At 71.6% G+C, this 25,096-nt stretch carries 25 protein-coding genes; 12 read left to right on the plus strand and 13 right to left on the minus strand.

All coding sequences use genetic code 11. The annotated features are described in order from the left end of the window. Positions 1-59 precede the first annotated feature (59 nt). Together QI554_RS07615 and QI554_RS07620 are read left to right on the plus strand one after the other, a co-directional pair. Positions 60-575, plus strand: coding sequence for a DinB family protein (locus QI554_RS07615; RefSeq protein WP_281467273.1), 516 nt, complete (start codon positions 60-62; stop codon positions 573-575). Between the two features lie 171 nt (positions 576-746). Continuing rightward, positions 747-1,532: an alpha/beta fold hydrolase gene (locus QI554_RS07620; RefSeq protein WP_281467275.1), complete on the plus strand. Its 786-nt coding sequence runs from the start codon at positions 747-749 to the stop codon at positions 1,530-1,532. Positions 1,533-1,696: 164 nt separating this feature from the next. Here QI554_RS07620 and QI554_RS07625 read toward each other — a convergent pair whose 3' ends face one another. Next, the gene (locus QI554_RS07625) at positions 1,697-2,941 is read right to left on the minus strand and encodes a phytanoyl-CoA dioxygenase family protein (protein WP_281467277.1); all 1,245 of its coding nucleotides are present in this window, start codon (positions 2,939-2,941) and stop codon (positions 1,697-1,699) included. A 67-nt stretch (positions 2,942-3,008) separates the two neighbouring features. Between QI554_RS07625 and QI554_RS07630 the strand changes: the two genes are divergently transcribed. Then, positions 3,009-3,716, plus strand: a complete 708-nt coding sequence (locus tag QI554_RS07630; protein ID WP_281467280.1) for an IclR family transcriptional regulator — start codon at positions 3,009-3,011, stop codon at positions 3,714-3,716. 257 nt (positions 3,717-3,973) lie between these two features. Then, positions 3,974-4,372, plus strand: a complete 399-nt coding sequence (locus tag QI554_RS07635; protein WP_281467282.1) for a peptidoglycan-binding domain-containing protein — start codon at positions 3,974-3,976, stop codon at positions 4,370-4,372. Between the two features lie 153 nt (positions 4,373-4,525). Here QI554_RS07635 and QI554_RS07640 read toward each other — a convergent pair whose 3' ends face one another. After that, positions 4,526-4,948: a hypothetical protein gene (locus QI554_RS07640; RefSeq protein ID WP_281467284.1), complete on the minus strand. Its 423-nt coding sequence runs from the start codon at positions 4,946-4,948 to the stop codon at positions 4,526-4,528. An 83-nt stretch (positions 4,949-5,031) separates the two neighbouring features. After that, positions 5,032-5,676, minus strand: coding sequence for a TetR/AcrR family transcriptional regulator (locus QI554_RS07645; RefSeq protein WP_281467286.1), 645 nt, complete (start codon positions 5,674-5,676; stop codon positions 5,032-5,034). 194 nt (positions 5,677-5,870) lie between these two features. Here QI554_RS07645 and QI554_RS07650 point away from each other — a divergent pair, with 194 nt between their 5' ends. Together QI554_RS07650 and QI554_RS07655 are read left to right on the plus strand one after the other, a co-directional pair. Next, on the plus strand, positions 5,871-7,442 hold the full coding sequence (locus QI554_RS07650; protein ID WP_281467288.1) for an APC family permease: 1,572 nt from the start codon (positions 5,871-5,873) through the stop codon (positions 7,440-7,442). A 10-nt stretch (positions 7,443-7,452) separates the two neighbouring features. After that, positions 7,453-9,096, plus strand: coding sequence for an amidohydrolase (locus QI554_RS07655; protein WP_281467290.1), 1,644 nt, complete (start codon positions 7,453-7,455; stop codon positions 9,094-9,096). On the opposite strand, the gene QI554_RS07660 is transcribed toward QI554_RS07655, so the two are convergent. The 3 genes from QI554_RS07660 to QI554_RS07670 form a co-directional block, all read right to left on the minus strand. Beyond that, the gene (locus QI554_RS07660) at positions 9,078-9,308 is read right to left on the minus strand and encodes a DUF397 domain-containing protein (protein WP_281467292.1); all 231 of its coding nucleotides are present in this window, start codon (positions 9,306-9,308) and stop codon (positions 9,078-9,080) included. The two genes, QI554_RS07655 and QI554_RS07660, sit on opposite strands and share 19 nt — an antisense overlap. After that, positions 9,305-10,174 carry a helix-turn-helix domain-containing protein gene (locus QI554_RS07665; RefSeq protein WP_281467294.1) on the minus strand — a complete coding sequence of 290 codons (870 nt, stop codon included), beginning with the start codon at positions 10,172-10,174 and terminating at the stop codon, positions 9,305-9,307. The genes QI554_RS07660 and QI554_RS07665 overlap by 4 nt, the downstream gene beginning before the upstream one ends. A 77-nt stretch (positions 10,175-10,251) precedes the next feature. Next, a complete protein-coding gene (locus QI554_RS07670; RefSeq protein ID WP_281467296.1) occupies positions 10,252-11,040 on the minus strand; it encodes a class I SAM-dependent methyltransferase in 789 nt (262 codons plus the stop codon). 48 nt (positions 11,041-11,088) lie between these two features. Between QI554_RS07670 and QI554_RS07675 the strand changes: the two genes are divergently transcribed. Continuing rightward, complete coding sequence (locus tag QI554_RS07675) at positions 11,089-11,652, plus strand: hypothetical protein (RefSeq protein ID WP_281467445.1); 564 nt, start codon at positions 11,089-11,091, stop codon at positions 11,650-11,652. 199 nt (positions 11,653-11,851) lie between these two features. Next, the gene (locus QI554_RS07680) at positions 11,852-12,646 is read left to right on the plus strand and encodes a VOC family protein (protein ID WP_281467298.1); all 795 of its coding nucleotides are present in this window, start codon (positions 11,852-11,854) and stop codon (positions 12,644-12,646) included. 107 nt (positions 12,647-12,753) lie between these two features. Here QI554_RS07680 and QI554_RS07685 read toward each other — a convergent pair whose 3' ends face one another. After that, positions 12,754-13,278 carry a VOC family protein gene (locus tag QI554_RS07685; RefSeq protein ID WP_281467300.1) on the minus strand — a complete coding sequence of 175 codons (525 nt, stop codon included), beginning with the start codon at positions 13,276-13,278 and terminating at the stop codon, positions 12,754-12,756. A gap of 169 nt (positions 13,279-13,447) precedes the next feature. Between QI554_RS07685 and QI554_RS07690 the strand changes: the two genes are divergently transcribed. Both QI554_RS07690 and QI554_RS07695 read left to right on the plus strand, forming a co-directional pair. Next, positions 13,448-13,972 carry a SigE family RNA polymerase sigma factor gene (locus QI554_RS07690; RefSeq protein WP_281467302.1) on the plus strand — a complete coding sequence of 175 codons (525 nt, stop codon included), beginning with the start codon at positions 13,448-13,450 and terminating at the stop codon, positions 13,970-13,972. Positions 13,973-14,009: 37 nt separating this feature from the next. Further along, positions 14,010-14,849 (plus strand): hypothetical protein, encoded by an 840-nt coding sequence (locus QI554_RS07695; RefSeq protein WP_281467304.1) that lies wholly within the window; start codon positions 14,010-14,012, stop codon positions 14,847-14,849. Positions 14,850-14,927: 78 nt separating this feature from the next. Here the strand turns inward: QI554_RS07695 and QI554_RS07700 are convergent, their stop codons facing one another. Next, a complete protein-coding gene (locus QI554_RS07700) occupies positions 14,928-15,449 on the minus strand; it encodes an inorganic diphosphatase (RefSeq protein ID WP_281467306.1) in 522 nt (173 codons plus the stop codon). 217 nt (positions 15,450-15,666) lie between these two features. Here QI554_RS07700 and QI554_RS07705 point away from each other — a divergent pair, with 217 nt between their 5' ends. Both QI554_RS07705 and QI554_RS07710 read left to right on the plus strand, forming a co-directional pair. Then, on the plus strand, positions 15,667-16,473 hold the full coding sequence (locus QI554_RS07705; RefSeq protein WP_281467308.1) for an enoyl-CoA hydratase/isomerase family protein: 807 nt from the start codon (positions 15,667-15,669) through the stop codon (positions 16,471-16,473). Positions 16,474-16,553: 80 nt separating this feature from the next. Next, positions 16,554-18,077 carry an amino acid permease gene (locus QI554_RS07710; RefSeq protein ID WP_425527928.1) on the plus strand — a complete coding sequence of 508 codons (1,524 nt, stop codon included), beginning with the start codon at positions 16,554-16,556 and terminating at the stop codon, positions 18,075-18,077. An 11-nt stretch (positions 18,078-18,088) separates the two neighbouring features. Here QI554_RS07710 and QI554_RS07715 read toward each other — a convergent pair whose 3' ends face one another. The 5 genes from QI554_RS07715 to QI554_RS07735 all read right to left on the minus strand — a co-directional run bounded on the left by QI554_RS07715 (position 18,089) and on the right by QI554_RS07735 (position 24,985). Beyond that, on the minus strand, positions 18,089-18,955 hold the full coding sequence (locus QI554_RS07715; RefSeq protein WP_281467310.1) for an alpha/beta hydrolase: 867 nt from the start codon (positions 18,953-18,955) through the stop codon (positions 18,089-18,091). Positions 18,956-19,112: 157 nt separating this feature from the next. Then, positions 19,113-20,681, minus strand: coding sequence for a hypothetical protein (locus QI554_RS07720; RefSeq protein ID WP_281467312.1), 1,569 nt, complete (start codon positions 20,679-20,681; stop codon positions 19,113-19,115). A 52-nt stretch (positions 20,682-20,733) separates the two neighbouring features. Continuing rightward, a complete protein-coding gene (locus QI554_RS07725) occupies positions 20,734-23,586 on the minus strand; it encodes a caspase family protein (protein WP_281467315.1) in 2,853 nt (950 codons plus the stop codon). A 3-nt stretch (positions 23,587-23,589) separates the two neighbouring features. Then, positions 23,590-23,919 (minus strand): effector-associated constant component EACC1, encoded by a 330-nt coding sequence (locus QI554_RS07730; RefSeq protein ID WP_281467317.1) that lies wholly within the window; start codon positions 23,917-23,919, stop codon positions 23,590-23,592. Positions 23,920-24,010: 91 nt separating this feature from the next. Then, complete coding sequence (locus QI554_RS07735; RefSeq protein ID WP_281467320.1) at positions 24,011-24,985, minus strand: D-alanyl-D-alanine carboxypeptidase family protein; 975 nt, start codon at positions 24,983-24,985, stop codon at positions 24,011-24,013. Positions 24,986-25,096: the final 111 nt, after the last annotated feature.

The raw sequence follows: 25,096 nt of genomic DNA on the forward strand, positions 1-25,096 counted from the left end.
TTCGGACGACCGGAAAATCCGGGTGCCGCCTCCCAACCGCCCGGGTAGCGTCCGCTGGCATGGCACTTGAACTGGAACGCCCCCCGCTCCAGGCGGACGAACGCACCGCGCTCATCGGCTGGCTGGACCTGCAGAGGCGGATCCTGCGCTGGAAGTGCGAGGGGCTGGCCGATGCGGACGCGCACCGCTCGGTCGTCCCGACGTCGCCGGCCATGACGATGGCGGGCCTCGTCGCGCATATGCGTTGGACCGAACACATGTGGCTGGAGGTGCTGTTCCTCGGCGGGGACGAGACGAAGAACCCGTCGTTCGACGAGTCGGTCGAGGACGCCGACTGGCACACCGGCGGCCGGCCCCTCGCCGAACTCCTCGCCGAGTACGAGACCCAGTGCGCGCGCAGCAACGAAATCGTCGCCGCGGCCTCCCTCGACGACGTCGGCCGCCACACCGGCTACCGCTCCGGCGGCGCCAACCTGCGCTGGATGCTTGTCCACCTCGTCGAGGAGACGGCACGGCACGCCGGACACGCGGACATCGTCCGGGAACTGCTCGACGGCTCGAAGGGCTACTCCTAAAGGGCCCGCGGAAGTACGCAGAGGCGCCTGCCCCACAGTCGTCGCTCTCGCACACAGACCTCAGTAACGGACGTACCACTGCTGGGCAGTGCTTCCCGGGGTGCAGTAGTGAGGGCAGGCCGATTCACGAAGTCACTGGCACACGACCGGCCGCGCTGCGAGCATCTGCGGATGCTCACACTCGCCGACGATCTCGGCCACCTGTCCTACGTCGTCGTCGGCGACGGCCCGCCCGTCGTGCTCGTGCATGCCGGCGTCGCCGACCATCGCATGTGGGACGCGGTCGTGCCCGGCTTGGCGGAACGCCACACGGTCGTGCGGTACGACCTGCGCGGGTTCGGCGAGTCGGCACCACCGACCGGGGCGTTCAGCGAGACCGAGGACCTACTTCGTCTCGTCGACCACCTCGGCTACGACCGCGTCCGGCTCGTCGGCGCGTCGTGGGGCGGACGCGTGGCCGTCGAGTTCACTCTCGCCCACCCGGACCGGGTGCACCGCCTCGCGGTTCTTGCCCCGCCGTGGCCCAGGTACCACTGGTCCGCGGACATGATCGCGTACGACGAGGCGGAAACGGCGGCCCTGGCCTCCGGAGACCTGGACGCCGCCGTTCGGATCAACTTGGAGATGTGGCTGCGCGGACCCGCCCGAAGCTGGGCGGACGTCCCCGCCGGACTGGCAGAGCAACTCCGCGGCCCGCTACGGACGTCGCTGGTGAACCAGGGCGTCGTCGGGGAGCACTCCCAGGGCGTCACCGCAGGCGACGTCGCCGGCATTTCCGCGCCCACCCTGGTCGGGATCGGCAAGCTCGACGTCGCCGACTTCCAGGACATCGCCCGGCGCTACGCCGCCGAGATCCCCGGTGCCACCCTGGTCGAGTTCGCCGCGGCCGCGCACCTCATCGCCCTGGACGAGCCCGCCGAACTCACCGCACGGCTGGCCGCATTCCTCGCCGACTAGCGCCGGGACCGGGGATTCAGCGTCCCAAAAGGCAGGCACGGCTGTCCGCTGCCGACGGCGGCAGGACCCGGGTCGGCGGCGGCGTCACGTGATCGATCCGCGCCCACTGCACGTCACTCACCCCCGCAGATCACCCAGCGATCAGCTGATCCGAGGGAATCGGCCTAGTGGGTCGTGGCGCGGGCGCCGATTCTTCCGGCCTTGTCGGCGTGGAAGAGGGCGTCGTTGTAGTGGCAGCCGGACGGCACCCAGTCGAACGTCTTCTGCTCGGAGAACTTGTAGTACAGCGCGCGGCGCCCGGCGGCGGGGCCGGTCGGCGGCGGGGTGCTGTGCATGATGTCGCCGAAGTGCAGGGTGAGGTCGCCGGGTTCGGTCTCGATGCGGACGACGGGCAGGTCGCCCTCGTCGCCCCAGCTCAGCCAGTGGTTGACGTAGCGGTGCGAGCCGGCCAGGACCATCAGCTGCCCGTTGGCGGGGTTGGCGTGGTCGAGTTGGATGCCGGCCTGGATCAGCGGGCACAGGACGGGGTGGCCGCCGATGCCGTCGTCGGTGTGCCAGCCCAGGTCGCCGCTGCCCTTGACGACGTTGGACGACTTGACGAACACCATCGGCCCGTCGAGCCGGTCGTCGCAGACCCGGTACGCGGGGTCGGCCAGGCGGGCGAGTTCGGTCATCCGGGGCTCGAAGCACAGCTGCTGCAGCACATCGGAGTGGCGGCCGAGGTAGTTGATCCGGGTGACGACCTCGTCGCCGTCGCTGTTCACCGACCACCACGAAAGGCCGTCCCCGGGCGTGGTTTGGGACCGCACGTACTCGACCTCCGCGCCGAACTGTGCGATCTCCGCCGCGTCGTAGACGCCCTTGATGTGCACGAAGCCCGCGGTGTCGAGGAAGTGCCGTATCTCCTCGCGGTCCCCGTCGGCCGGGAAGCTGCGGTGCAGGTCGAGTGGTGCGCCGTCGCGGTCGACCAGGGTGTCCCACACGGCGCCGGTGTAGATCGGACGACCCGTCAGCAGGGCGCGCGTGGCAGGCTCCCAGCGCTTCCAGCCCTCCAAACCGCCGCGGACGATCTCGGCGCGCTGGGTCCGGACGCAGCCGTTGGCGGTCAGGAGCTCGTTGACGTACTCGGAAAACGTGGCCTCGTCGAGCTCGACCAGCGTTGCCGCGTCCGCGTCGCCCTCGACGGCCCGGACCCCGTCGGGGCCCGCGATCCAGGTGTACGTGCGGCCGTCCGGAACGCGGAACGCCAGCGGCGGCACGCCCGCGAGGTCGTCGGCGACCATGTCGCGGCGTTCGGCGTTGAGCGCGGGGAGGCGGGTGGTGTGGAACGCGCTGAACGCGTGGTGGGGGAAGGAATCCGCGATCGCCTCGACCCAGGGGAGGCCGGTTCCGGTGGTGTCGGCGCCCAAGGCGACACTCCTCGTCTGTGTTACTATGTAACATGACTGTGTTTCTTAGTGATGCTAGGAGCGTCGCGTGTCCTCGGTCAAGGAAATCCAGTCGGTAAAGAACGCCTGCCTGCTCCTCGAGGAGCTGGCCCGGCAGCAGCCGGCCGGCGTCAGCGACCTCGCGCGGAGCACGGGGATCGACAAGAGCGCCGTCCACCGGCTCGCGGTGACCCTGCACTCCGCCGGTTGGCTGCGGCGCACCGGTGACGGCCGCTGGTACCTCGCGCCGGGGCTCGTCTCCGTCCTGCGCGAGCCCGCGTCGGCGTCGCTCAGGGAGAGCGCCCGCCCGTTCCTGGAGGCCGCGCGCGACGCGACCGGGGAGACCGCGATGCTGGTGGTCCCGGACGGCGACCGGCTCATGATCGCCGACGCCGCCGAGAGCAGGCACACGCTGCGCGTCGCCGTCCCCGTCGGCTCGGCGATGCCGGCGAAGTCGAGTTCGGCCCTGCGCGCGATCGCGTCCCGACTGCCCGAGGAGCGGCTCGAACCGTGGCGCCGCGTCGATCCCGAACTCACCGACGAGGTCCTGCGGATCACCCGGTACCGGGGGTGGGGACTGAACGACAACGAGGTAGCCGACGGCACCCGCGCGGTCGGCGCGGCACTGCGCGCCGAGGACGGCACACCGGTCGCCGCGCTCGTGGTGGTCGGGCCCTCGACGCGCTTCGGCAGTGACCTGATCCCGCGTCACGGCGCTTTGGTGGCACGCCTCGCCGACGACTGGGGTGAACGCTGACGCCTGCGTGCTATGGCACCGACCAGCCGAAGTCCGACGCGGCGCAAGCCCGGCAACCGACGGCAAACGCGGGAGAGCGAGGGGACCGTCCGCCCGGTTGACCCCTGCCACGTGGGTCCCCGACGCGGTTGACCCCCGACCCGTGTGGGGCAGTTCGGGTATTCACGCGACACACCGCTGTTGATCATGGGCTGTTGCGATGGGCAGACCGTCCGGCGCTGAAGCGCCAACTGCCCAGGAACGTCGAAAGGTTCCCCATGATCAAGCAGTACGCCACGCGGCTCGGCGTGTTGGTCGCCGCGATCGCCATGGCGGTCGGCATCTCCGGCGGAACGGCTAACGCCTCCCCGAACGCCCCGTGGATCGGCTGGGCCTACACCACGTCAGGTACGCCGGTGTGGTGCGTCCAGCACCTCCTCAACAACAGCTGGGCGCCGCTCAGCCCTCCCCTCGCGGAGGACGGGTACTGGGGCCCGAAGACCGAGCGCCGCGTCAGGGAGTACCAGGAGTACTTGAGGTCGTGGTACAGCATGGGGGACACGCAGGTCGACGGGATCGTCGGCCCCCACACGGGGCACATGCTCCTGCTGGAGAACTACCGCAGCGTCGGGCCCGGCACCGGCCCCTGCTACGACTTCGTGCCGTCCGGCTGGTAGGCCGAACCCGCTGACAGGCCGCGCCACCTCGCGGCACCGCGGATTGAAACGAGGCACCGCACACGGCAAAGGCCGGGCACCCGACGCACACGCGGCGGCCCCGGCCTTCGCCACGTCCCGGCACCGGCTCCCGCAACGCCGCCGGCGGCGGAACTAATCGAGCGCGTCGCGGAGCCGCGCCGCGGCAAGGTAGAGCTCGTCGGCCGGGTACGGACCGAGCTCCATGCTCATCGACCACGCGTCGTCGTGCCCGTTGGGCGTCAGGAAGACATAGGGCGCGCAGTAGTCCCCCACCGGATAGAGCGAGATCTTGAGCGGGTTGCCCCGCCCTTCGCTCACCACCAGGCTCGCCCACGGGCGGCCCGGCGTATCAACCATGGCGAGGAATCGCTCAGCGAAGTCCAGGGCTTCGTCGTCACTGAACCAGGCCTGGAAATCCGCCGTGAACACCCCTGCGTCGGCGGCCACTTGCCACGATCCGGCCTCGACGCGGGTCAGCGCGACCCACGTCTCGTCGTCGCCGATGCGGAACACCGCCTGACGTGCGCTCGAAGGCGCGCTCTCTCGCTCGGGCATGGCCTCCCCTCCCGGGCCGGGAGCGTAGCCGTCGGCGGCGACACGGCCGGGCCCGCCGAGTACGGGGTGCTGCCACCGGCCGGTCAGGCGCTGGTGCGGGTCAGGCGTAGTTCGAGGCCGTCGAGCAGCAGGGCCAGTCCGCGTTCGAAGCCGCGTTCGTCGAGGCCGGGGAGGCCGCCGGGGGTGGTCGTGGCGGAGGCGCCGAGGGTTTCGGCGAGGGCCGGGAAGTCGGTGCGGTAGGCGTTCGGGGGGCGGCTGAAGCCGGCGGTGTAGGTCTCGAGGACCGAGCCGATCACCAAGTAGTCGAGGGCGGCGGAGAGTTCGGCGGCCTCGGCGGGTTTGCAGCCGAGGCGGAGCAGGGCGCGGGCGAGTGCGTCGTAGCCGCTGAGTGCCTCGGCGGTCTGCACGGGGCGGCGGGCGATGACGGGCAGGATGCCGTGGTGCCGTAGGAACACGCGGCGGTAGCTGCGCGCGTACGCGGTGAGTCCGGCGCGCCAGTCGGCGGACTCCAGTGCGGAGCTGTCGAGTTCGCGGCTGATGAGCGCGGACATCGCGTCGAGCAGGTCGTCCTTCGAGCTGACGTGGTTGTAGAGCGACGGGCCGCGTACGCCCAGGCGCGCCGCGATCGCGCGGATGGTGAGCGCGTCGGCGCCTTCCTCCGCGGTGAGGTCGAGCGCGGCCGCGGCGATCGCGTCGCGGCTCAGCAGCGGGTTCGTCGGCCTGCCCATCGTCTCTCCAGTCCCGTCCTGTGCACCGCGTCACCCCACCCGGTGTCGCGAGCCTATGCCCTCGCACTGCCGGGGCCGGAGTGCACATCGCGCCGGATCCGGGCGAATCCGGGGGTTCCCGTGGCGGGGGTCGGCCAGTACAGTCTCCGCCACAGAAACTAACTAAGTAAGTTTTATGCCGTCAGGGAGGTCCCATGGCCACGCCCCCGCCCCGCAGACCCGCCGACGCCGCCGGCGCCGCCGCCGGGACCGCCGTGGACGCCGACGCCGCGCACCTCGAGAGCCTCGGCTACAAACAGGAGCTCAAGCGCAGCCTCAGCGTCTTCGGCAACATCGCGATGGGCTTCGCGACCGTGTCCCCCGTCGTCGGGCTGTACGCGGTCGTCCAGGTCGGCGTCGTCGTCGCCGGGCCCGCGTGGGTGTGGGCGCTGCCCGTGGTGTTCCTGCTCCAGGCCCTCGTCGTGTGCGTGTACGCCGAGCTCGCCGCGGACTTTCCCGTCGCCGGCGGCGCCTACCAGTGGACGCGCCGGCTGATCGGGCCCAAGTACGCCTGGATCGTCGGCTGGATCACCGTGTGCGCGCTGTTCTTCGCCCACACGACGATCGCCTACCTGGCCTCGCCGTGGTTCTTCGCGCTGTTCGGCTGGACGCCCACGCCCGCCAAGGTCGTCGCCGTGGCGGCGGTGTTCCTCGCCGTGTGTGCACTGATCAACGCGTACGGTATCGACGTGCTCAAGCGCGTCGTCGACCTCGGCATCGCCGCCGAGGCCGTGGCGTCCGTGCTGGTCGGCGTCGGTTTGCTGCTGCTCTTCCGCGAGCACGGGTTCTCGATCCTCACGGACACGTTCGGCGCCGAGGCGCTGTCCGGCGGCTCCAAGCCGCTCGCGTTCCTGGCCGCGCTGGCCGTCGCGGGATGGGCTTTCGTCGGGTTCGACGCGTGTGTGGCGATGGCCGAGGAGACCGTCGGCGCGGCCCGGCAGGTGCCGCGCGCGCTGTGGTGGGCCTTTCTCAGCGTCGGCGGCCTGGTCATCCTCAACGCGGTCGCCGTCGACCTCGCGCACCCCGACCCCACCACGATCATGACCGGCTCGGACCTCGACCCTGTGACCACCGCCGTCGTCGCGTCGTTCGGCGACTGGTCCGCCAAGCCGTTCATCGTCGTCGTGATCATCGCGTTCATCGCCTGTGAACTGGCTTCACAGGGAGGCGGCGCGCGAGCGCTGTACTCGATGGCGCGCGACGGCGTCCTGCCCGCGTCCCGGACGCTCGGCAAGGTCAACCGCCGCCAGGTGCCGCTCGCCGCGCTGGCCGTCGACCTGGTGGTCAGCTGCCTCGCGCTGCTGCTCGGCCTGGAGGCGTCCGCGATAGGCAGCATCATCACCTTCGGCAGCGCCGCCCTCTACCTGACGTTCCTCGCCATCGCGTTCGCGGCACTGGTCGCCCGGATCCGCGGCACATGGGTGCCGGCGGGCATCCGGCTCGGGCGGTTCGGCCTGGTGGTCAACATCGCCGCGGTGCTGTGGCTCGCGTTCGAGTTCGTCAACATCGCGTGGCCCCGCACCCTGCTCGCCCCGCCGGACGCCCCGGCCTACCAGGTGTGGGCGGCCGTCATCGGCGTCGTCCTGGTGCTCGGCACCGGCCTCGCCTACCTGGCCGCCGCCCGCCCGCACCGCGCCCTCGAGGCCGCCGCGCGGACCGCGGACGCCGAACGCGCCGCCGCGGCCGCCGACCCGCACCAGACCACGCCCGCCCCGACCGGAAGCTGAACCGCACCGCATGAGCAGCAGCACCGACACCAGCACCAGCCTCGCGGCGGACCTCGTCATCGTCGACGCCCGCGTCCTCACCCAGGACCCCGCGCGCCCGGTCGCGACCGCCGTCGCCGTCCGCGACGGCCGGATCCTCGCGGTCGGCGACGACGCCGACGTCCGCCCGCACATTGGCGCCCGCACCGAGGTGGTGCGGGCCGCCGGGCACACCGTCACCCCCGGCCTCATCGACTGCCACCAACACCCGGTGCTCGGCTCGGAGATGGCCCGTGGCGCCGACCTCGTGGGCGCCGACACCCTCGACGAACTGCGGGTCCGGCTCGCCGCCCACGCCGACACGCTCGGGCCCGACGGCTGGGTCGTCGGGTACGGCGGCGAGTACGGCGCGTTCGCCGGAACCGGCGTCGGCCTGCACCGGGACCTGATCGACGAAGCCGTCGGCGGGCGCCCCGCGTTCCTGTGGATGTCGGACGCGCACAGCGCCCTGATGAGCACGGAGGGCCTGCGCCGCGCCGGCATCACCGGGCCCCGCGAGTTCGAGGACCGCGCCGAGATCGTGTGCGACGACCGCGGCCCGACCGGCGAACTCCACGAGCAGGCCGCAACGTCGCTCGGCCACTCGGCCGTCCCGCCGATGGACGGCGCCGAACTGGCCGCGCGCGTCGAGGAGTTGTTCGCACAGCAGGCCGCGCTGGGCGTGACCGGCGTCCACGTCCTCGACGACGGGCCCGGAACCGCCGAGACACTCACCGCCCTGAACACCTCGGGACGGCTCGGCATGCGGGTCCGGTGGGCGCCGTGGTGCCCGCCGGGCGCGGTGGACAACCTCGCCCAGCGGATCAGCGAGCTCCGCGCCGCGGTCGGCGACGGCCTACTGCGGCTCGCCGCGGTGAAGTTCTTCGCCGACGGCGCCATAGACGGAGGCGGCGCCTGGCTGCACGAGCCCGACTGCTGCGGCCAGTCGCACCGTTCGCAGTGGAAGGACGTGACCCGGTACGCGGACGCGGTCGCGATCGCGGCCGCGAACGGGCTCCCGGCGTGGACGCACGCCATCGGTGACAAGGCCGTCGCCCACACGCTGGACACGTACGCGCACGTCCCGGCGCCGCACGGCACCCGCCACCGCGTCGAGCACGCCGAGGTCCTGCAGGACGCCGAGATCGGCCGGTTCGCCGCGCTGGACGTCGTCGCGTCGATGCAGCCGACCCACATGGACTGGTCCCTGCCCGACCACTCGGACAACTGGTCGACCCGGGTCGGGCCGGAACGCTGCGCGCTGGCCTGGCGGTACGGGGACATCCTGCGGGCCGGCGGCCACGTCGCCCTCGGATCGGACTGGCCGGTCGCCGCGTTCGACCCCCGCCGCACCCTGGCCGGGGCACAACTCCGACGTCCCGCGGGCGAACCCAGCCGCGCCGCGTACGGCCCCGAACAGGCCGTCAGCGCGGGCCAGGCGTTGGCCGGCTACACGACGGAAGCTGCCTACGCCGCGGGCGAGTCGACGTACGCGGGCCAGGTGAAGGCGGGTTACCACGCCGACCTGACCGTGTTCGCCGACGACCCGACGAGGGTCACGCCGGACGACGTGGCCCAACTCCCGGTGGCGGCAACGCTCGTGGCGGGCCGCTTCACCTACCGCGCAGGCGTCTGACAGCCGAGGAAGTCCGTCCAGGCCCCGCGGCTGAACGTGAGCCGCGGGCCGGACGGACGCTTGGAGTCGCGGACGAGGGTGGTGGGGGCGGAGGCGGCGACTTCGACACAGTGGCCGCCTTCGTCGCCGCTGTGGGTACTCTTGGCCCAGGCGATCTCGACGCAGGTGCCGCCTTCGTCGCCGCTGTGACTGCTCTTGACCCAGTCGCTCATAGCTCTCCCAACAGGCGCTTGATGAGCCCCGCAGACTCACGCCGCGTCAGCGCCTCGGCTCGGAGGCTGCCGTACTTTGCGGCGACGACGCGGACTTCCTCGGTGTTCGTGATCAGTCGATTGAGGTGCTGTACCTCAAAGTACGCCATCTGCGACCGCCCTTGAACGGTCAGCAACGTGAACGGCCCGTTCATGCCTGCATGCGCTTCACACGAGCTTGGTAACACCTGAATTTCGACGCTGCGCAGCGATCCGAGTTCCAGCAGTCGTTGCAGCTGCTCACGCTGGACCTCCCGGCCCCCGATCGGCTGGCGCAGCACCGGCTCCCAAAGCACCACGGAGAGCAACACCGGCGGCCACTTCGAGAACATCTCCTGGCGCGCCAACCTCGCCTGCACGCGCATCTCAACGGTCTCTTCGTCCAGGATGGGACGCCGGTTCGTGAACACCGCTCGCGCGTACGCTTCCGTCTGCATCTGGCCAGGAATCGCGAGAGTGCTGAACTCACACAGTTCGACAGCCTTCGCTTCCAGCTCCGCGTAGTCCTTGAACCAGTCCGGATGCCGTACCCGAGGCCGTTCCTTGGCCTTCACCACATCTGGAATCACGGTTTTCAGGAGCCCACCCGCATCCAGCAACTCGTCTAGCACCTCCAGCAGGTCCGGTTGCGGCGTCCGGCGTCCGATCTCGATGGACGAGATCTGTTCCTCGCTGTATCCAACCCGGCTGGCCAGTTCCTTCTGCGAGAACCCGGCCCGTTCCCTCAGCACTTTGATCTGTCGACCGATCGCGTGGAAGAAGTCCGCGGTGCTGTAAGTGTCGTCGTCCGTCACCTGCTCGCCCCCAACCCGTTCAACAACAGCCATCTGTCTGGTCAGGCTAGGTCGGGGACCGCATGTTCGAGCCACGAGTCCGAAAATCGCTCACACCAACGGGAGCACGCCTACTGCGAATTCGCGCCGGCGTGCGCCTCCGCGCTCCGGCGGGCGAGATGGACCGTGATGTTGGACGTGATGTCGACCGTCTCAGGAAGCACGTCCGCGATCCGCCTGAACGCCTCCTCCCGCTCGGCGTCCGGCAACATCAGGTAGGCCGAGACCGTCGAGAGGTGCGCGACGTAGTCGCGGCCGCTCATCGTGAAGGCCCGCTCGATCTTGGCCTGCCGCACGTCCGTGAACCAGTCGGACCGTAGGAGCTCCGTACCTGGCCACCGCATCTCCTGGCCCGGAGGGGTCCCGTCCGGGGACGGGACCTCGTCGCTCTCCAGGAACGGCGCCCGGGCCTCGCGGACGGCTTCGACCAGGGCCGGGTCGGACAGATTCGTGGGCGCGCCGAAGCAGGCGAACACGCCGCCCGGTTCGAGCAGCGCGGCCACACGCGGCCAGCGGCCGTCCGGGTCGGTCCAGTGCAATGCCGCCGCCGCGTACACCAGCCCGTACGTCTCGCCCGGGCGTACGTCCTCGAACAGCGCCTGTAGCGTCCTGACGCTCGCGGGCACGTGCTTGCGCAGTTCGGCGAGCATGGCGGCGTCGGGTTCGATCGCCGTGACGGCGACCCCCCGTCGGGCGAACAGGCGGGTGGCCTTGCCGGTCCCGGCGCCGATCTCGAGGGCGGTCCGGAGGGGCCGGCCCGCGTACGCCGCCACCTGTTCGAAGAGTTCCTCGGGGTACCCCGGCCGGAACCGTTCGTACGCCGCCGCCATCGCCCCGAAGCTCAGTGCCCGTCCTGACATACCGAGATCCTGACAGAGCCGCGTGCTATCCATACCTGCGTGGCGGACATGACATACGACGAAGTGCTTGCAGTCATCGACGAGTTCGTGGGAGGGCTGGATCGTCGGGACCGGTTGGACCGCCTGTACCGTCTGCTGGCTCCCGTGCTCGACCGCGTTGAGCGGGCGACCGAGGAGTTGAGCGACGACCCGCCGCTGTCGACCCCGGACGCGGTGCGTGAACTGCGCAAGGCCGCCGCGGGAGAGCCGGTCGACGTCGACGCGGTGCATGAGCGGTTGACCGAGGTGGGTCTGTGCTACTCCGAGGACCAGGACCCGGAGCGGCACCTCGTGTCGCAATCGGCCTACGCGGCGGCCGCTTGGTTGCGGTTGCTGGCGGGGCGGACGTTGCGCACCACCGACAGCCTCGAGTGCGCGGACGAGGATCTCGTTCCGTCGTTCGCCCCGTCGGCGTTCACGCGGATCGTCGACCTGCTGGCGTGGACCAGGTCGGACCAGATGTACTTCCACTGGGAGGACGCCGTCGCGGATCCCGGGGACTGCGATCTTCCGGCCGCGATACGCGAGCTTCAGGCGATGCACGTGGCGGTCAGCGGCTCCAGCGCGCGTTGACCGGTGCCTACGCCGTCCCGCCCGCGGGGGCCCGTGTCGTCGGGCGTTACTGCATCCGGCCGACACGCCGCCGCTGTTTGCCCGTGCTTCGCACAAATGTCTGGTCGCGGTGCAACACTGTCCGCGTTCGGGGCACTACGCCGCGCCCACGACACCACAGGAACGGCTGTGCCCATCCCCCTGCGGAAGGAACGCCGACATGATCACTCCCCCGAACTTCCCGACCGGTATCGCCAACTGGATCGACCTCGGCAGCCCCGACATCGACGCCCACGTGGCGTTCTACAACGCGATCTTCGGGTGGTCGTTCCAGTCGCTCGGCCCCGAGGCCGGGAACTACGGGTTCTTCCAGGTCGGCGGCAAGACGCTGGCCGCGATCGGGCCGTTGACCGAGGAGGGCGCGACCCCCGCGTGGACGGTGTACTTCACGTCTCCGAGCGCGGAGGACGCGACGGCGAGCGTTGAGAAGGCCGGCGGTTCGGTCAGGGTGCCGCCGTTCGACGTCATGACCGCGGGGCGGATGGCGTGTCTGACCGACCCGACCGGTGCCGAGTTCTCGACGTGGCAGCCGGGCGACGTGGCGGGCGTGGACGTGGCGTGTGAGCCGAACACGCTGCTGTGGGTGGAGCTGCACTCGACGGACCCGCAGGCCGCGCTCGACTTCTACAAGGCGGTGTACGGCTGGCGCTCCGAGGTCATGGACGCGCCGGGGATGCAGTACATCGTCGTGTCCCCGTCCGAGAGCAGCGGCAACCCGCAGACGGACGGCTTCGGCGGAATCGCGCCCGTGATGGCCGAGGGGCAGCCGTCGAGCTGGACGCCGTACTTCTACTCGGAGGACCCGGACGCCCTGTCGGCGAAGGTCGAGGCCGCCGGCGGCAGTGTGCTCATGCCCGCCGACGAGGTGCCGGACGTGGGCCGGATCGCCTGGTACGCCGACCCGTTCGGTGCGGTGTTCGCGGTCCTCAAGCCGAACCCGCCCGCGGCCGGCTGACGCGTTGGGGCGCTGACGCGCTGACTCGCTGACAACACTGTCAACAGCGGCCGGTCCCGGTACGGCGTTCCGTACCGGGACCGGCCGCTGCCGTGTTCACGCCCGGGTCAGGCCTGGGCGACGGGGATGGAGATGCCGAGGCCGCCCTTGGTCTGGCCGCCGTAGCGCTCCTTCTCGCGTCCGAGGTTGAGCGGCTGGGTGGGCTTGGAGCGGGCCTCCTTGATCACGTCCTCGGTGATGAGGTCGGCGGGGAGCAGCCAGCTGACCTCGAACTCGAGTCCGTCGGGGTCCTTGGCGTAGAGCGCCTTGGTGGTGCCGTGGTCGCCGGCGCCGACGAGGGCGTCGGCTTCGGCGAGCTTGGTGCCGATGCGCTCGAGTTCGTCGAGGGTGTCGACCTCCCACGCGAGGTGGTAGAGGCCGACGGTGGAGCGTCCGGCGCCGGAGTCGGCGGCGGCCGAGCCGATCTGGAACAGGCCGAGGTCGTGGTCGTTGGTGCTGCCGGACGCCTGGAGGAACGCCGCGCCGGGGAACGCCATCACCGTGCGGAAGCCGAGCACGTCCGCGTAGAAGGCGACGCTGCGCTCGACGTCGCGCACGTACATCACGGCGTGGTTGAGGCGGGTGACGGGCATGGCGTGCTCCTCGGGCGGTGCTGACGGTTGCGTCGGTCTCCTTTCACGAGACTAACCCCATTTAGTTCATGATTCAACTAACCATTCCCGCCCCGACTGCGACGCGGGCGGCGCTTCGGTGCGTCTTATCCGGCGAAGGACGCGCGGCGACGAGCGAACGGGGTTGCGGATGGTGTGGCGCAGGAGGGATCCGGACGGTTTCACGGATTTCGTGGAGGCCATCGCCGGGCGGCTCAGGCGCACGGCGTACCTGCTTTGCGGCGACTGGCATCTGGCGGAGGACCTGATGCAGATCGCCCTCGAGAAGGTCTACGTCGCGTGGCGCAAGGTCGAGCGGACGGGGAACCCCGAGGCGTACGCCAAGCGGGTCCTGGTCAACGCGTACCTCGACCGGCGGCGCCGCAAGAGCTTCGCCGAGGTGCCGGGCGTCGAGCCGGTCGACCTCGAGTTCTCTCCGGCGCCCGACCGGGGCGATGCCGACCTGCGGCTCACGCTGCTGGCGGCGCTGCGGGAGCTCGGTCCGCGCGACCGAGCGGTGTTGATCCTCCGTTACTGGGACGACTACAGCATCGAGGACACCGCCGAGCTGCTGGGCGTCAGCGTGTCGGCGGTCAAGTCCACGGGCTCGCGAGGGCTTGCCCGGCTGCGCGACCGGCTCGGCGACCCCGATGTGCTCACCCGCTCGCCCAACTGAGACGCACGGCAGAGACTTTCGAAGAAGGAGACGATGCGTGGACAGCGAGATTCGGTTCCGCGAGCAGCTGAACCGCGAACTCGAGGCCGTGGAGGTCCCGTTGCCCGCCGGGGTCGCCGCGCGTGCAGCGAACGGCGGGTGGCGTCGGCGGAGCCGCCGGGTGTGGCTGCAAACCGCTTCAGGCGCGGGCGTGTTGGCGGTGGTCGCGGCGTCGGCGGTGATGGTCTCGACCCTTGGCGCGGCGGGTTCCGCGCAGTCCGTCCACAGCGGAAGCGGGGCCGGCGTACCGACTGTGCCCCCGAGTTCCGGGACCCCCGCCGCATCACCGATCAGCGGAGCGCCCACGCCACCGCCGATCAGCGGAGCGGTGCAGCCGCCCGGTCGGCCCACCACTCCCGTCGCCAACCCTCTCGCCGACCAGTCCTTCACGCTGCTGGGGCAGCTGCTTCCGTCGACCGGGACCACAAGCCGGATGGGCGCGCTCGGATACACCGCGGAGGACGTCGTCGCGCGGTTGTCCTGGGACACCGGTAACGGCATCGTCGAAGTCGAGGCGAACGTCCGGAAGCGGGACCTGTTCGAGTGCCCCACCCCCACGGGATCGTGGACGAAGGAGGCGGACACGGTCACCTGCAGCGTGCTTGCCGACGGCACGCAGATCGCCGTGTCGTCCTTTAAGGCCGCAAGCGGGCTGCGGCTCGACGGCGTCGCCGTGAAGTACGGGAGCGCGGTGGTCACCGTCAACTACGCCAACGGTCGCCTCGACGTGGACTCGTCGCCCACACGCACGACACTCCCACTGGCCCCGCAGCAGGCGCTCGACATTGCCCGGGACAGCGGGTGGCAACCGATTGCCCAGGCTGTCGCTTCGCGCTGACACGCGACGAAATCCTCTTCCGTGGCCGCGCGGGCGCATGGCGCCCGCGCGGCCTCGGGGCGCCCGCATGCCGCAGTGTCAGCGGTGGTCGGCGCGTCCTTCGAACGGCAGGACGCGATCGGCCCGGTCGGCGCGCTCGCGGGCCGCGACGACCTCCTTCTCGGCCTCGTCGCGCCCCTCCCAGTGCGAGCCGTCGACGGACTTGCCGGGCTCGAGGTCCTTGTAGACGTCGAAGAAGTGCGCGATCTCGTTGAGCTGGTGGCGCGGGACGTCGGCGATGTCGAGCATCGAGGCGCGCCGCACGTCGTGCGCCGGGACGCACAGCACCTTCTCGTCGGGGCCCTTCTCGTCCCGCATGATGTACATCCCCAGGGCGCGGCAGCGCACCCGGCAGCCGGGGAAGGTGGGCTCGTCGAGCAGGACGAGCGCGTCGAGGGGGTCGCCGTCCCCGCCCATGGTCTCGGCGACGAATCCGTAGTCCACGGGGTACGCGGTCGACGTGAAGAGCATGCGGTCGAGCCTGATGCGGCCGGTGTGCGGGTCCATCTCGTACTTGTTCCGGCACCCGGCCGGGATCTCCACGACGACGTCGAACTCCACGACGGCTCCTCCCCTGTCGGTGATCGAACTGAGCAAACCAAGAGCGAACTCAGCGAAAGTGATCCACAGGTGCATATCGGCGCGTCGTGGACCTTCCCCGGTGACGGCCCGGTTACGCGCGCGTGAACCGGCGGATCCGGCGCTTGACTTGACCAGCAAAGACAGGTTTCCTGCCGATCACCGTCCGACGGGGGCGGACGAACGAGGAGGGTGCCGCATGATCCGCATCGAGGACACCGACCGGGTCCGCGTCCTGACCCTCGACCGGCCCGAGGCGCTCAACGCGTTCAACGAGGCGCTGTACGACGCGACCTGCGAGGCGCTTATCGACGCCGCCGCCGATCCGGCCGTCGCGGTCGTCGTCATCACCGGCACCGGGCGGGCGTTCTCCGCCGGGACCGACCTGGTCGAGATGGCGCAGCGCAACTCCGGAACGTTCGCGAACGGCAAGCACGGCTTCCCCGGCATGGTCGACCAGCTCGCGGCGTTCCCGAAGCCGCTGATCCTCGCCGTGAACGGGCTCGGGCTCGGCATCGGCGCGACGATCATCGGGTTCGCCGACCTGGTCTTCATGGCGTCGGACGCCCGCATCAAGTGCCCGTTCACCTCTCTCGGGGTCGCGCCCGAGGCGGCCAGCAGCGTCACCTTCCCCGCGCTGATCGGGCGGCAGAAGGCGGCGTGGGTGCTGCTGAGCTCGGAGTGGATCGGCGCCGAGGAGTGCGTCGAGATGGGTCTCGCTTTCAAGGCGTGCCCGCCGGACGAGCTGATGGCCGAGACGCTGCGGCACGCGCGTGTGCTGGCGGCGAAGTCGGTGGCGTCGCTCGTCGAGTCGAAGCGCGTGCTGCTCGCGGCGCTCGGCGACCGGATCGCGGAGGCGCGGGCGCGTGAAAACGATGCTTTCAGGCTGTTGCTGGGGGGACCGGCGAACCGCGAGGCGCTGACCGCGTTCGCGGAACGGCGCGAGCCGGACTTCGCGGCGGTGGACGCGCGTACGGCGGCGGAGGCGGCGGGGGCTGCGGAGTAGTCGCGATTTCTCTCAGAAATCACCCATAAGGGATACTGTCGCGGTCCCCCCTTCGCCGCGCCCAGGATCGTCCCGCACCAATGAGCAGCCCCGCCACGCCCGCGCCGCCCCGCACCACCACCGACCGGTCGGCCGGCCCGGCGCCCGGCAGCGGCACCCGGGGCGCGCACCTCGGGCACGGCCTCAAGCCGCGCCACCTGACGATGCTGGCGCTGGGCGGCGCGATCGGCGCGGGCCTGTTCGTCGGCACCGGCCAGGGCATCCGCACGGCGGGCCCGGCGATCCTGGTCTCGTACGCGCTCGCGTCCCTGCTGGTCGTGCTCGTGATGCGCATGCTCGGCGAGATGTCGGCGGCGTCCCCGCGCAGCGGCTCGTTCTCGGTGTACGCCGAGCAGGCGTTCGGGCGCTGGGCCGGCTTCACCGTCGGCTGGCTGTACTGGTGGATGCTGACCGTCGTGCTGGCGGTCGAGTCCACGGGCGCGGCGCGGATCGCGCACGGCTGGTGGCCGGACGTCCCGCAGTGGGTGTTCGCGCTCGCCGTCATGCTGTTCTTCACCGGTGCGAACCTGCTGTCGGTGAAGGTGTTCGGCGAGTCGGAGTTCTGGTTCGCGGCGGTGAAGGTCTTCGCGATCGTCGCGTTCCTGGTGCTGGGCGTGCTGGCGATCGCGGGCGTTCTGCCCGACACCGACGCGCCGGGCGCGGCGAACCTGGCCGGGCACGGCGGGTTCCTGCCCAACGGCTGGTCGGGCGTGGTCACGGGGCTGCTGGCGGTGGTGTTCGCGTTCGGCGGTCTTGAGGTCGCCACGATCGCGGCCGCCGAGTCCGAGGACCCGTCCCGGTCGGTGGCGCGCGCGGTGCGGACGATCGTGTGGCGGATCGTGCTGTTCTACATCGGCTCGGTCGCGGTCGTCGTGACGCTGCTGCCGTGGGACTCCGACGCGGTCGGGTCGGGGCCGTACGCCGCCGTCCTGGACCGGATCGGTGTGCCCGGCACGGCCGTTCTGATGGACGTCATCGTGTTCGTCGCGCTGCTGTCGGCGCTGAACACGATGCTGTACGGCGCGTCCCGCATGGCGTATTCGCTCGCGGAACGCGGTGAGGGCCCGCGGGCGCTGTTGACGGTGTCAACAGGCCGGTCCGCCGGCGCGGCCGCCGGGAAGCCCGCTGGTGGCGGGGTGCCGCGGCGGGCGGTGCTGGCGTCGTCGGCGTTCGGTTTCGTCGCGGTGCTGTTGAACGTGTGGTGGCCGGAGCAGGTGTTCCGGCACATGTTGAACTCGGTCGGCGCGATGCTGCTGTTCGTGTGGTTCGCGGTCGCCGCGTCGCAGCTGGTGCTGCGCCGCCGCTACGAGCGCGAGGCGCCGGAGCGGCTGGTCGTGCGGATGTGGCTGTACCCGTATCTGACGTGGGCGGCGCTGGCGGCGATGGTGGGCGTCCTGCTGCTGATGGTCTTCGGGCAGAGCGACGACGCGCGTACGCAGCTCGTGTCGTCCTCGGCCGTGGTGGCGGTGATCCTGGCGGTCGGCCTGGCCCGCGAACGCCGCCACACCTCGCGCACGGCCGCCGCCCGCGCCCTGGCGGCACGCGGCACGGCGGGCGACGGCTGACGCGGCCGTTTTCAGGCGGTGCGGGCGGGCTGCTCGGTGAGGAACTCGCCGGCGGGGGCGACCAGGAGCGGGACGTTGGGGTTGTGGCTGAGCTTCGCGATCTCGGTGAGCCGGGCGTCGGGCAGCACGTCGGCGGCGGCGCGGGCGGCGGTGCGGAGCAGGGGCTCGCTGCGGGCGCCGGACAGCACGAGGACGGGGGCCGTCACGCCCTCCCAGTCGGCCGGGTCGAGGGGCTCGCCGCGCATGTAGTCGGCCACGGCCGCCCAGTCGTGCGGGGTGGAGAGGGCGGTCGCGGTGAGCTTGGACCACATCGGCGTGATCCGCAGCAGCGCGACGAACGCTGCCGGGAGGCCGATCGCCTTCGTCATGTAGAACTTGGCGGTCTTGGCGCGTTCGCCGGCGGCGACCAGTTCGTGCAGCGTGGTGGCGAGGTCTGCGGGCGGGACGTGGCGGGTGCGGTCGACGACGAACGGCGGCTCGAAGGCGATGACCCGGGTGATGCCGGGGACGCGTCCGGATCCGGCGGCGCGCAGGGCCACGACCGCGCCGGACGACCAGCCGAACAGCGCGGCGGCACCGCCCTCGGCGGCGATGAGCGCGGCGAGGTCGTCGGCCTCCTGGGCGACGTCGTAGCGGCCGGGGGTGTCGCCGCTGTCGCCGCGTCCGCGGCGGTCGTAGTTGACGACGGTCAGGGCGTACGCGGCGGTGAGCGCCTCGGCGAGCTCCACCATCTTGGGGAACGACCGGTAGCTGAAGGCGCCGCCGACCAGGATCACCGTGCCCTGGCTCTCGTCGGCGGGCGTGTAGCGGTCGTAGGCGATGGTGGTCCCGTCGGCGGAGGTGACTGTGTGGGTGGTGACCGTGTGGGTGGTGACCATGGTGGCTCCCGTGTGCTCGTCGCGGGGTGTCGTCAACGTCTCTGCTGGTTAGACCGCGACGCGCGCACGGACTCATCGGTCGGGGGACGTCTTTTCTGACGCCGCGTGTCTGTGAGGCCCGCGGGTCGGCGGCGGTCACGCGGCGGGTCGGCGGGGGTCACGCGCCCTTGCGGTACTCGCGCAGCCGGGGCCGGATCCCCGCGTACGCGGCGCCGACGAGGCCGGCCGCGGCGACGACGGACAGGACCGTCCAGCCCGCGAGCGCGTGCTCCCCGCTGTCGGTGGCCTTGCCCATGTGCTCGCGGTTGAGGGCGGCGACGGCGCCCAGCCCCAGCTGCACCTGCTGGTACTGCCAGTTCGACTGGCCGGGCTGGTAGCCGGTGGTGAAGTCCATCGCGGCGCGCAGGTCGTGCTCGGCGATGGCGCGCAGGTGGAGGTCGTCTTGGCGGTAGGTGTCGTAGGCGTCGCGGGCGGCCTGGGCGGCGTCGCGTTCGCCGGCGAAGGTGATGTTGCGGAACTCGCGGTCGAACAGGGCCTGGATCTGCCGGGTCTTGTCGGTGTAGTCGGCCCCGTAGGTGTCGTGCCGGGACGCGTCGACGAGCCAGCGGCTCTCGTCGCCGTTGGCGTCCTCGACGAGGGCGATGGTGTGCGTGAGGGCGAGCACCGAGTCGAACGCGTCCTTCTTCGCGACGCGCAGCTGGTCGCGGGCGTCGAAGACGGCCCCGGTGCCGGTCGCGACGACGATCATCGCGCCGATGGAGGCGAGCAGCAGCGCCGGGTTGACCACCCGGTGCGTGCGTGTGAACAGGAAGACCTGCGTTCCGACGAGCAACAGTGTCAACAGGATGCCGGCGGTGAGGGCGAGGCCCGCGTACAGGCCGGCGTCGGCGCGGCGTTGCGCGTAGGCGTCCTCGACGGCGTGGGAGTCCTCGGCGAGGAGGCGGTCCGCGGTCGGCAGCAGCTCGTCGTGCATGAGCAGCGTGGCGCGGCGCAGTTGGGCGACGGCGGGCGAGGGGTCTTCGAGGCGGCGGGCGTCGGCCTGGGCGTCGGCGTAGGCGATCTGGCCGGCGAGGTTGTCGTACTCGGCGAGCATGCGGATGAGCCGGGCGGTGTCGTCGGCCGCGGCGTCGGTGACGGCGTTGGCCGAGGACACCTGCAGGGCGCCGGCGGCGTCGGCGCGGTCCTGCTCGTAGTGGTGGCGGGCCTGGTCGCGCGAGTAGCCGAGGGTGGTGTCGTCGCCGACGAGGAGTGTGTTGGCGAGTTCGGCGTCCATCGCGGCGAGCGCGCCGTAGAGGCCGTTCGCCTCGGTGACCTGGGCGCCGGCGCCGTGGCCGACGACTTCGAGGCCGTCGTCGGCGGCGACCACGGCGCGCGCGAGGAGCGCGGCGAAGGCGGCGGCCAGCAGGGCGGTGGCGACGACGGCGGCGCGCAGCACGGTCCGCGTCGCCCACCGCCGGGACCGGACGGCTGCCGCCGGACGCGGGACGGGTCGCGGCACGGTCCCCGTGCTGGGCCGCCACGCCGCGGTCGGCCGGGCCGGTTCGAGGCCGGGCAGGTACGGCCACCGGGCGGGCGGCGCGGTCGGCCGCGGCGGCGCCGTGACGGGCGGCGCGGTGGCGAGTGCCTGCACGAGCGCCCGTCCGGGGTCCGGCCAGGGCCCCGAACTTCGATATATGCCGCCGCCGTTCGCCGCGCGTTGGCCGGACTCCCCCGTTGTTCCTGACACGTTGGGGACGTTAGGAGCCCGGTCGACGGACCGTCAGATGCTGTACGCGGCCTTAGCGCCGGGGGCGGGTTTCTGTACGGAATCCTGACGCGGAGGGGGCTTCCGCGTTGCCGGCAGGCGATCCGGTGCCGTCGGACGGCAGGCGTGGGGCGGGCGTCCGGTGTGCGTCGGCGACCCGGGACCGCAGGCCCGGATCGTCGAAGTAGCCTGCGACGGCCAGGCGCGCCCGCGCGTCGTCGTGCTCTCCGCGCTGATGCTGGAGCAGAGCGGATTCGAGCAGCGCCGTCGTCGCGAGCGGCCGCGTCTTCGCCAGGGCCCAGGCCCGGCGGGCGAGGGAGCGGACGGGGCCTGGCAGGGTGCGCGGCGCGGCGGGGCGGGAGTCGGTGAGCTCGACGCGTCCCCAGTAGAGGACCCGCTCGAAGTCCCCCGCGTTGTCGCGCTCCGTGCTGAGCGCGTAGTCGTACCACTCGATCGCGTGCCGTGGGTCCGACGGCGCTTCGATGCGCGCGAGCACGATGGCGGCGAGCACGTTCGGCCGCAGGTTGGTGGAGTAGGCCGACTCGATGACGCGTTCGCACCACGCGGGGGCGTGTTCGGAGTCGTGGGACCTCAGACGGACGAGGGCGGTCAGCGCGTCCGCGGCGACGGTGTCCGCGACGGGGTTGTCGGCCTCGGCCGGGTACACGACCCCGGGGGCGTCGCCGGTCGCCGCCGCACGCCGGTACCAGGAGAGAGCGCCCTCGGTGTCCCCGTCCCGCTCACTCAACACGCCGAGCCGGTACAGGGCGGCCGGCTCCTGGAGCCGGTGCTTGCCGACGGTGGCGAGGCACCATGCGCGGATGCGCTTCGTGTCGTGGGTCAGCCAGTACAGCGTGCCGACGACGGCCGCGAGCACGGCGTCGTAGGCGAAGCGGGTCGGAAGGCTGATCTCCAGGGCGTCCCGCTGCCACAGCAGGAGCGGCGGGTCGAGCACGACAAGGACGCCGCCGACCACCATGAACGCGTTCAATGACTTGCTGAGCCGGTACCAGCGCAGGGCGACGACACCCCATGCGACGAGGACCGCGACTGCGGCCGCGGTGAGGGCCACTCGCGCGGCGGCGGGTGAATGCTGCAAGGCGAGCCCGTAGACCATCAACTGCACCAAGGGGGCCATGAACAGCGCGAAGTCGATCCAGCCCGGGGGAATCGCGCGTCGGGCGCGCAGCAGCGGTTTCCATGACCGCCGGTGGAGCGGGGTGGCTGTCAGTGCGGTGGCGATGATGTGTTTGGTGGGACGGCTCAGGCGGCCGGCGCGGGAGACCAGGCAGGCGACGTCGTCGAGACGGCCGCGGTCCCCGAGCGCGGTGACGAAGCCGGCGAGGTCCGGTCGCCCGCGGCTGTCGCGAAGGATGGCGGCGGCTTCGATGTCGAGGCCGTTCCCGCGCAGGGCGTCGACAAGCACGATCCGGTCCGCGGGCGGCAGTTCGGCGGCGAGCGCGATGACGTAGGCGGGGCTCAGGGGAAGGGCGAGGGCCACCACGTCCGAGAGCGGGAGTTCCGCGACGCGGCGGGTGAGCAGTTGCCGCGCCGCGCTGCTTTCGGGGTCGGCCTGCGCCAACGCGCCGTGGAGGACATGGCCGACGTCCTGGACGCGTCCGGCGGCGCCGAGTGCCGACATCAGCTCCTCGGCGTGGTCACTCGTGCCGGCGTCGCGGAGGATCACGGCGGCCAGGTCGTCCGACGCGTGCTTGCGGAGCGCGTCCGTCATGGCGATCAGGTCGACGGCGGGGAGCGTCGTGGAGAACGCCCGCAGGTCCTCGAAGCACTCCCGAAGTGCCAGCGCGAGGACATCCGACGTCGGCGTGCGGGCGGAGAGGTCGACGAGCCAGCGGTACCACCAGGCCTCGTGCTCGCGGGCGCGGGTCTGGATGACCACCTGTTCGACGTCGGCGATGGGACGGGTACGGCCGACGACGCCGAGGACTTGGGCGGCGATCCCGCCCATGCCGAGCGCGGCGAGTCGGCCGGCCAGCGCGACGACCTCTGCGACGGGGAGGCGTGCGGCCCGGTCGCGTGCCGAGGCGCCGTCCGCCGTCGGGTCGACCAGGTCGAACAGCACGCGCTGGGCCTCGTCGCGGAGCGGCGCCGACGGCACGGGCGGCGCGGACGGCACGGTGCTCGCCTTACGGGGGCTGTCGGCGAGGTAGATGGTGCCCTGGGCGTCGTCGATGCTCATCGTGGGCGTCTGGTTCGGCCGTTTCTCCCGGACGGCCTGCTCGACGTAGGTGAACAGTTCCTGGACGGAGATCAGCCCGTCGCCGTCGAGGTCGGCGTCGCCGGTCCGCAGGCCACGGACGACGGCGGAGGTGAACACGCTCGGTTCGGCGGCGTCGCGGGAGCGCGCCTCCGTCTCGTAGGCGACCTGCAGCGAGGTGGCGGCCGTGAGCACCACGCGGCCGCGGCCGCCGAGCAGTCGCTTGACGTCGACCTGCGGGGCCGCCGACCGGCCCCCGAACTCGAAGGCGCCGCTGTAGCAGCAGTCCAGGAGCAGCACGATGCGTTTCGCGGCGCTCTCCTCCATCAGCCGTGCGATGAACGCCGAGTCGATGCCGGTGGAGCTCGGCGTCGCGGGGTCGGTGTCGCGCACCTCGAAGTACAGTTCGCCGCGCCGGTTGCGCTGACCGTGGCACGACATGTGCAGCAGCAGGAGATCGCCCGCTTCCGCCGTGCGGAAGAAGCGCTCGACGGCGAGCCTGATGGTGTGGCTGGCCTCGTCCACGACGGTCTCGACGGTGAAGCCGCCGACCGACGGATCGCCGAGGACGCTCGAGAGTTCCCGGGCGTCGGCGCCCGCGCCGGGCAGCTCCGGCCTGTTCGGGTTGTCGTAGAACTGTGCCGCGACGATGAGGGCGCGTTTGCGCACCCGCTACTCCGGGTGCCGGGCGAGGAACGCTGCCAACGCCACCTCGTCCAGGGCGGTGCGCCGGCCGCTCAGCTCGAGCCGGTCGCCGCCCAACTCGAGGACGATCGTGCCGCTGTGCCGGCGTGCGAGCCAGTCCTGGACCATGGTCACGAGCGCGACCAGGGCGGGGCTCCCGACCAGTGCGATGACGACGGCCTCGACGGCGCCGCCGCGGGTTCCGGGTGCCGCACCGCCCTCGAGGTCCGTAATGCCGTCATGATCCAGGTCGTCCAGCTGCCGGCGCAGGAAGAAGTAGTCGTCCCCCAGGTCTTCGGAGACAAGCCTGACCTGCATTTCCCCCTCCTAGGGTCCCCCGGCGCGTTCGACGCGTCCGACGCTCAGATTCCCATGAACTCGTCGTCGGCGGCAGCTGATTGCGCGCCGGTCATGCCGTGTCGGCGGGGGTTCCCACCGAGCGGATCAGGCGGCGGGCCGCGTCCAGGGCCGGGGTGACGCCTTCGCCGTCGCGTTGGGCGAGTACCGCGCCGATGACGAGGCGGTGTTGGCCGTCGATCATGCGGTCGGCCGCGAAGACGAGGTTTCCGCCCGCGGGGGTTGTGAACCCTGTTTTCCCGCCGATGACGCCGTCGGTGCCGAGCAGCGTGTTGCCGTTGGGCCGCGGTTCGTCGGCGCCCGGCTCGGTGATGGAGCGGGTCGCGACGATCCGGGCGAACGCCGGGTCGCGCATGGCGGCGGCGAACAGCTTGGCCTGGTCGGCGGCGGTGCTCACGGTGGTGGGGGTGAAGCCGCTCGGGTCGGTGTACGTGGTGTCGTTCATGCCGAGTCGGCGCGCGAGCGTGTTCATCCGTGCCACGAACGCCGCGTCGCCGCCGTCCACCCACCGCGCGATCTCGTGCGCGATGTTGTTCGCGGAGACGACCATCAGTGCCTCCAATGCCCGCCGCTGGGTGAACCGTTCACCGGCCGTCACCGTCGTCAGGCTCTCGAACCGGGCGACGCGCTCGTCGTACCGGGCGGCCTCCTCGTCGGAGATCGTGAACGTCGGGCCGTCAGCGCCCGGCGCCAGCGGCCTGGCCGTCAGGAACGCGTACGCCGTCATCACCTTCGTGACGCTGGCGATGGGCGTCGGCGTCTGCGTCCCGCTGGTCTCCCGCACCCCGGCCTCGTCGACGAGCAGCGCCGCCTCCCCGCCCGCCGGCCACGCCGGGTCCAGCTTCGGCGGCGCGGGGCTGCTCGGCGGCGGGGCCGGCGCGGACGGCGTGACCGTGACCACCGGCGGCGGCGGCGCACTGTCGCGCGCGGACGCCGCCGTGCAGCCCGTCAGGCCGGCCAGCGCGACCGCGCACGCCGCCGCGGCTATTCGGGAGACCCGGGACGCCCGGGCCGAACGCGTAGACATGGCCGTCACGGTGCCACGCGATCTCGCCCGTCATTCCGCGAAATGGTCGCCGTCTTGTCACAGTCTGCGGCGTGATGTCCCACGGCACGGCCGATTCGGGACCTTGGTCCC

The organism is Yinghuangia seranimata, from assembly GCF_029953285.1.
GTDB lineage: Bacteria > Actinomycetota > Actinomycetes > Streptomycetales > Streptomycetaceae > Yinghuangia > Yinghuangia seranimata.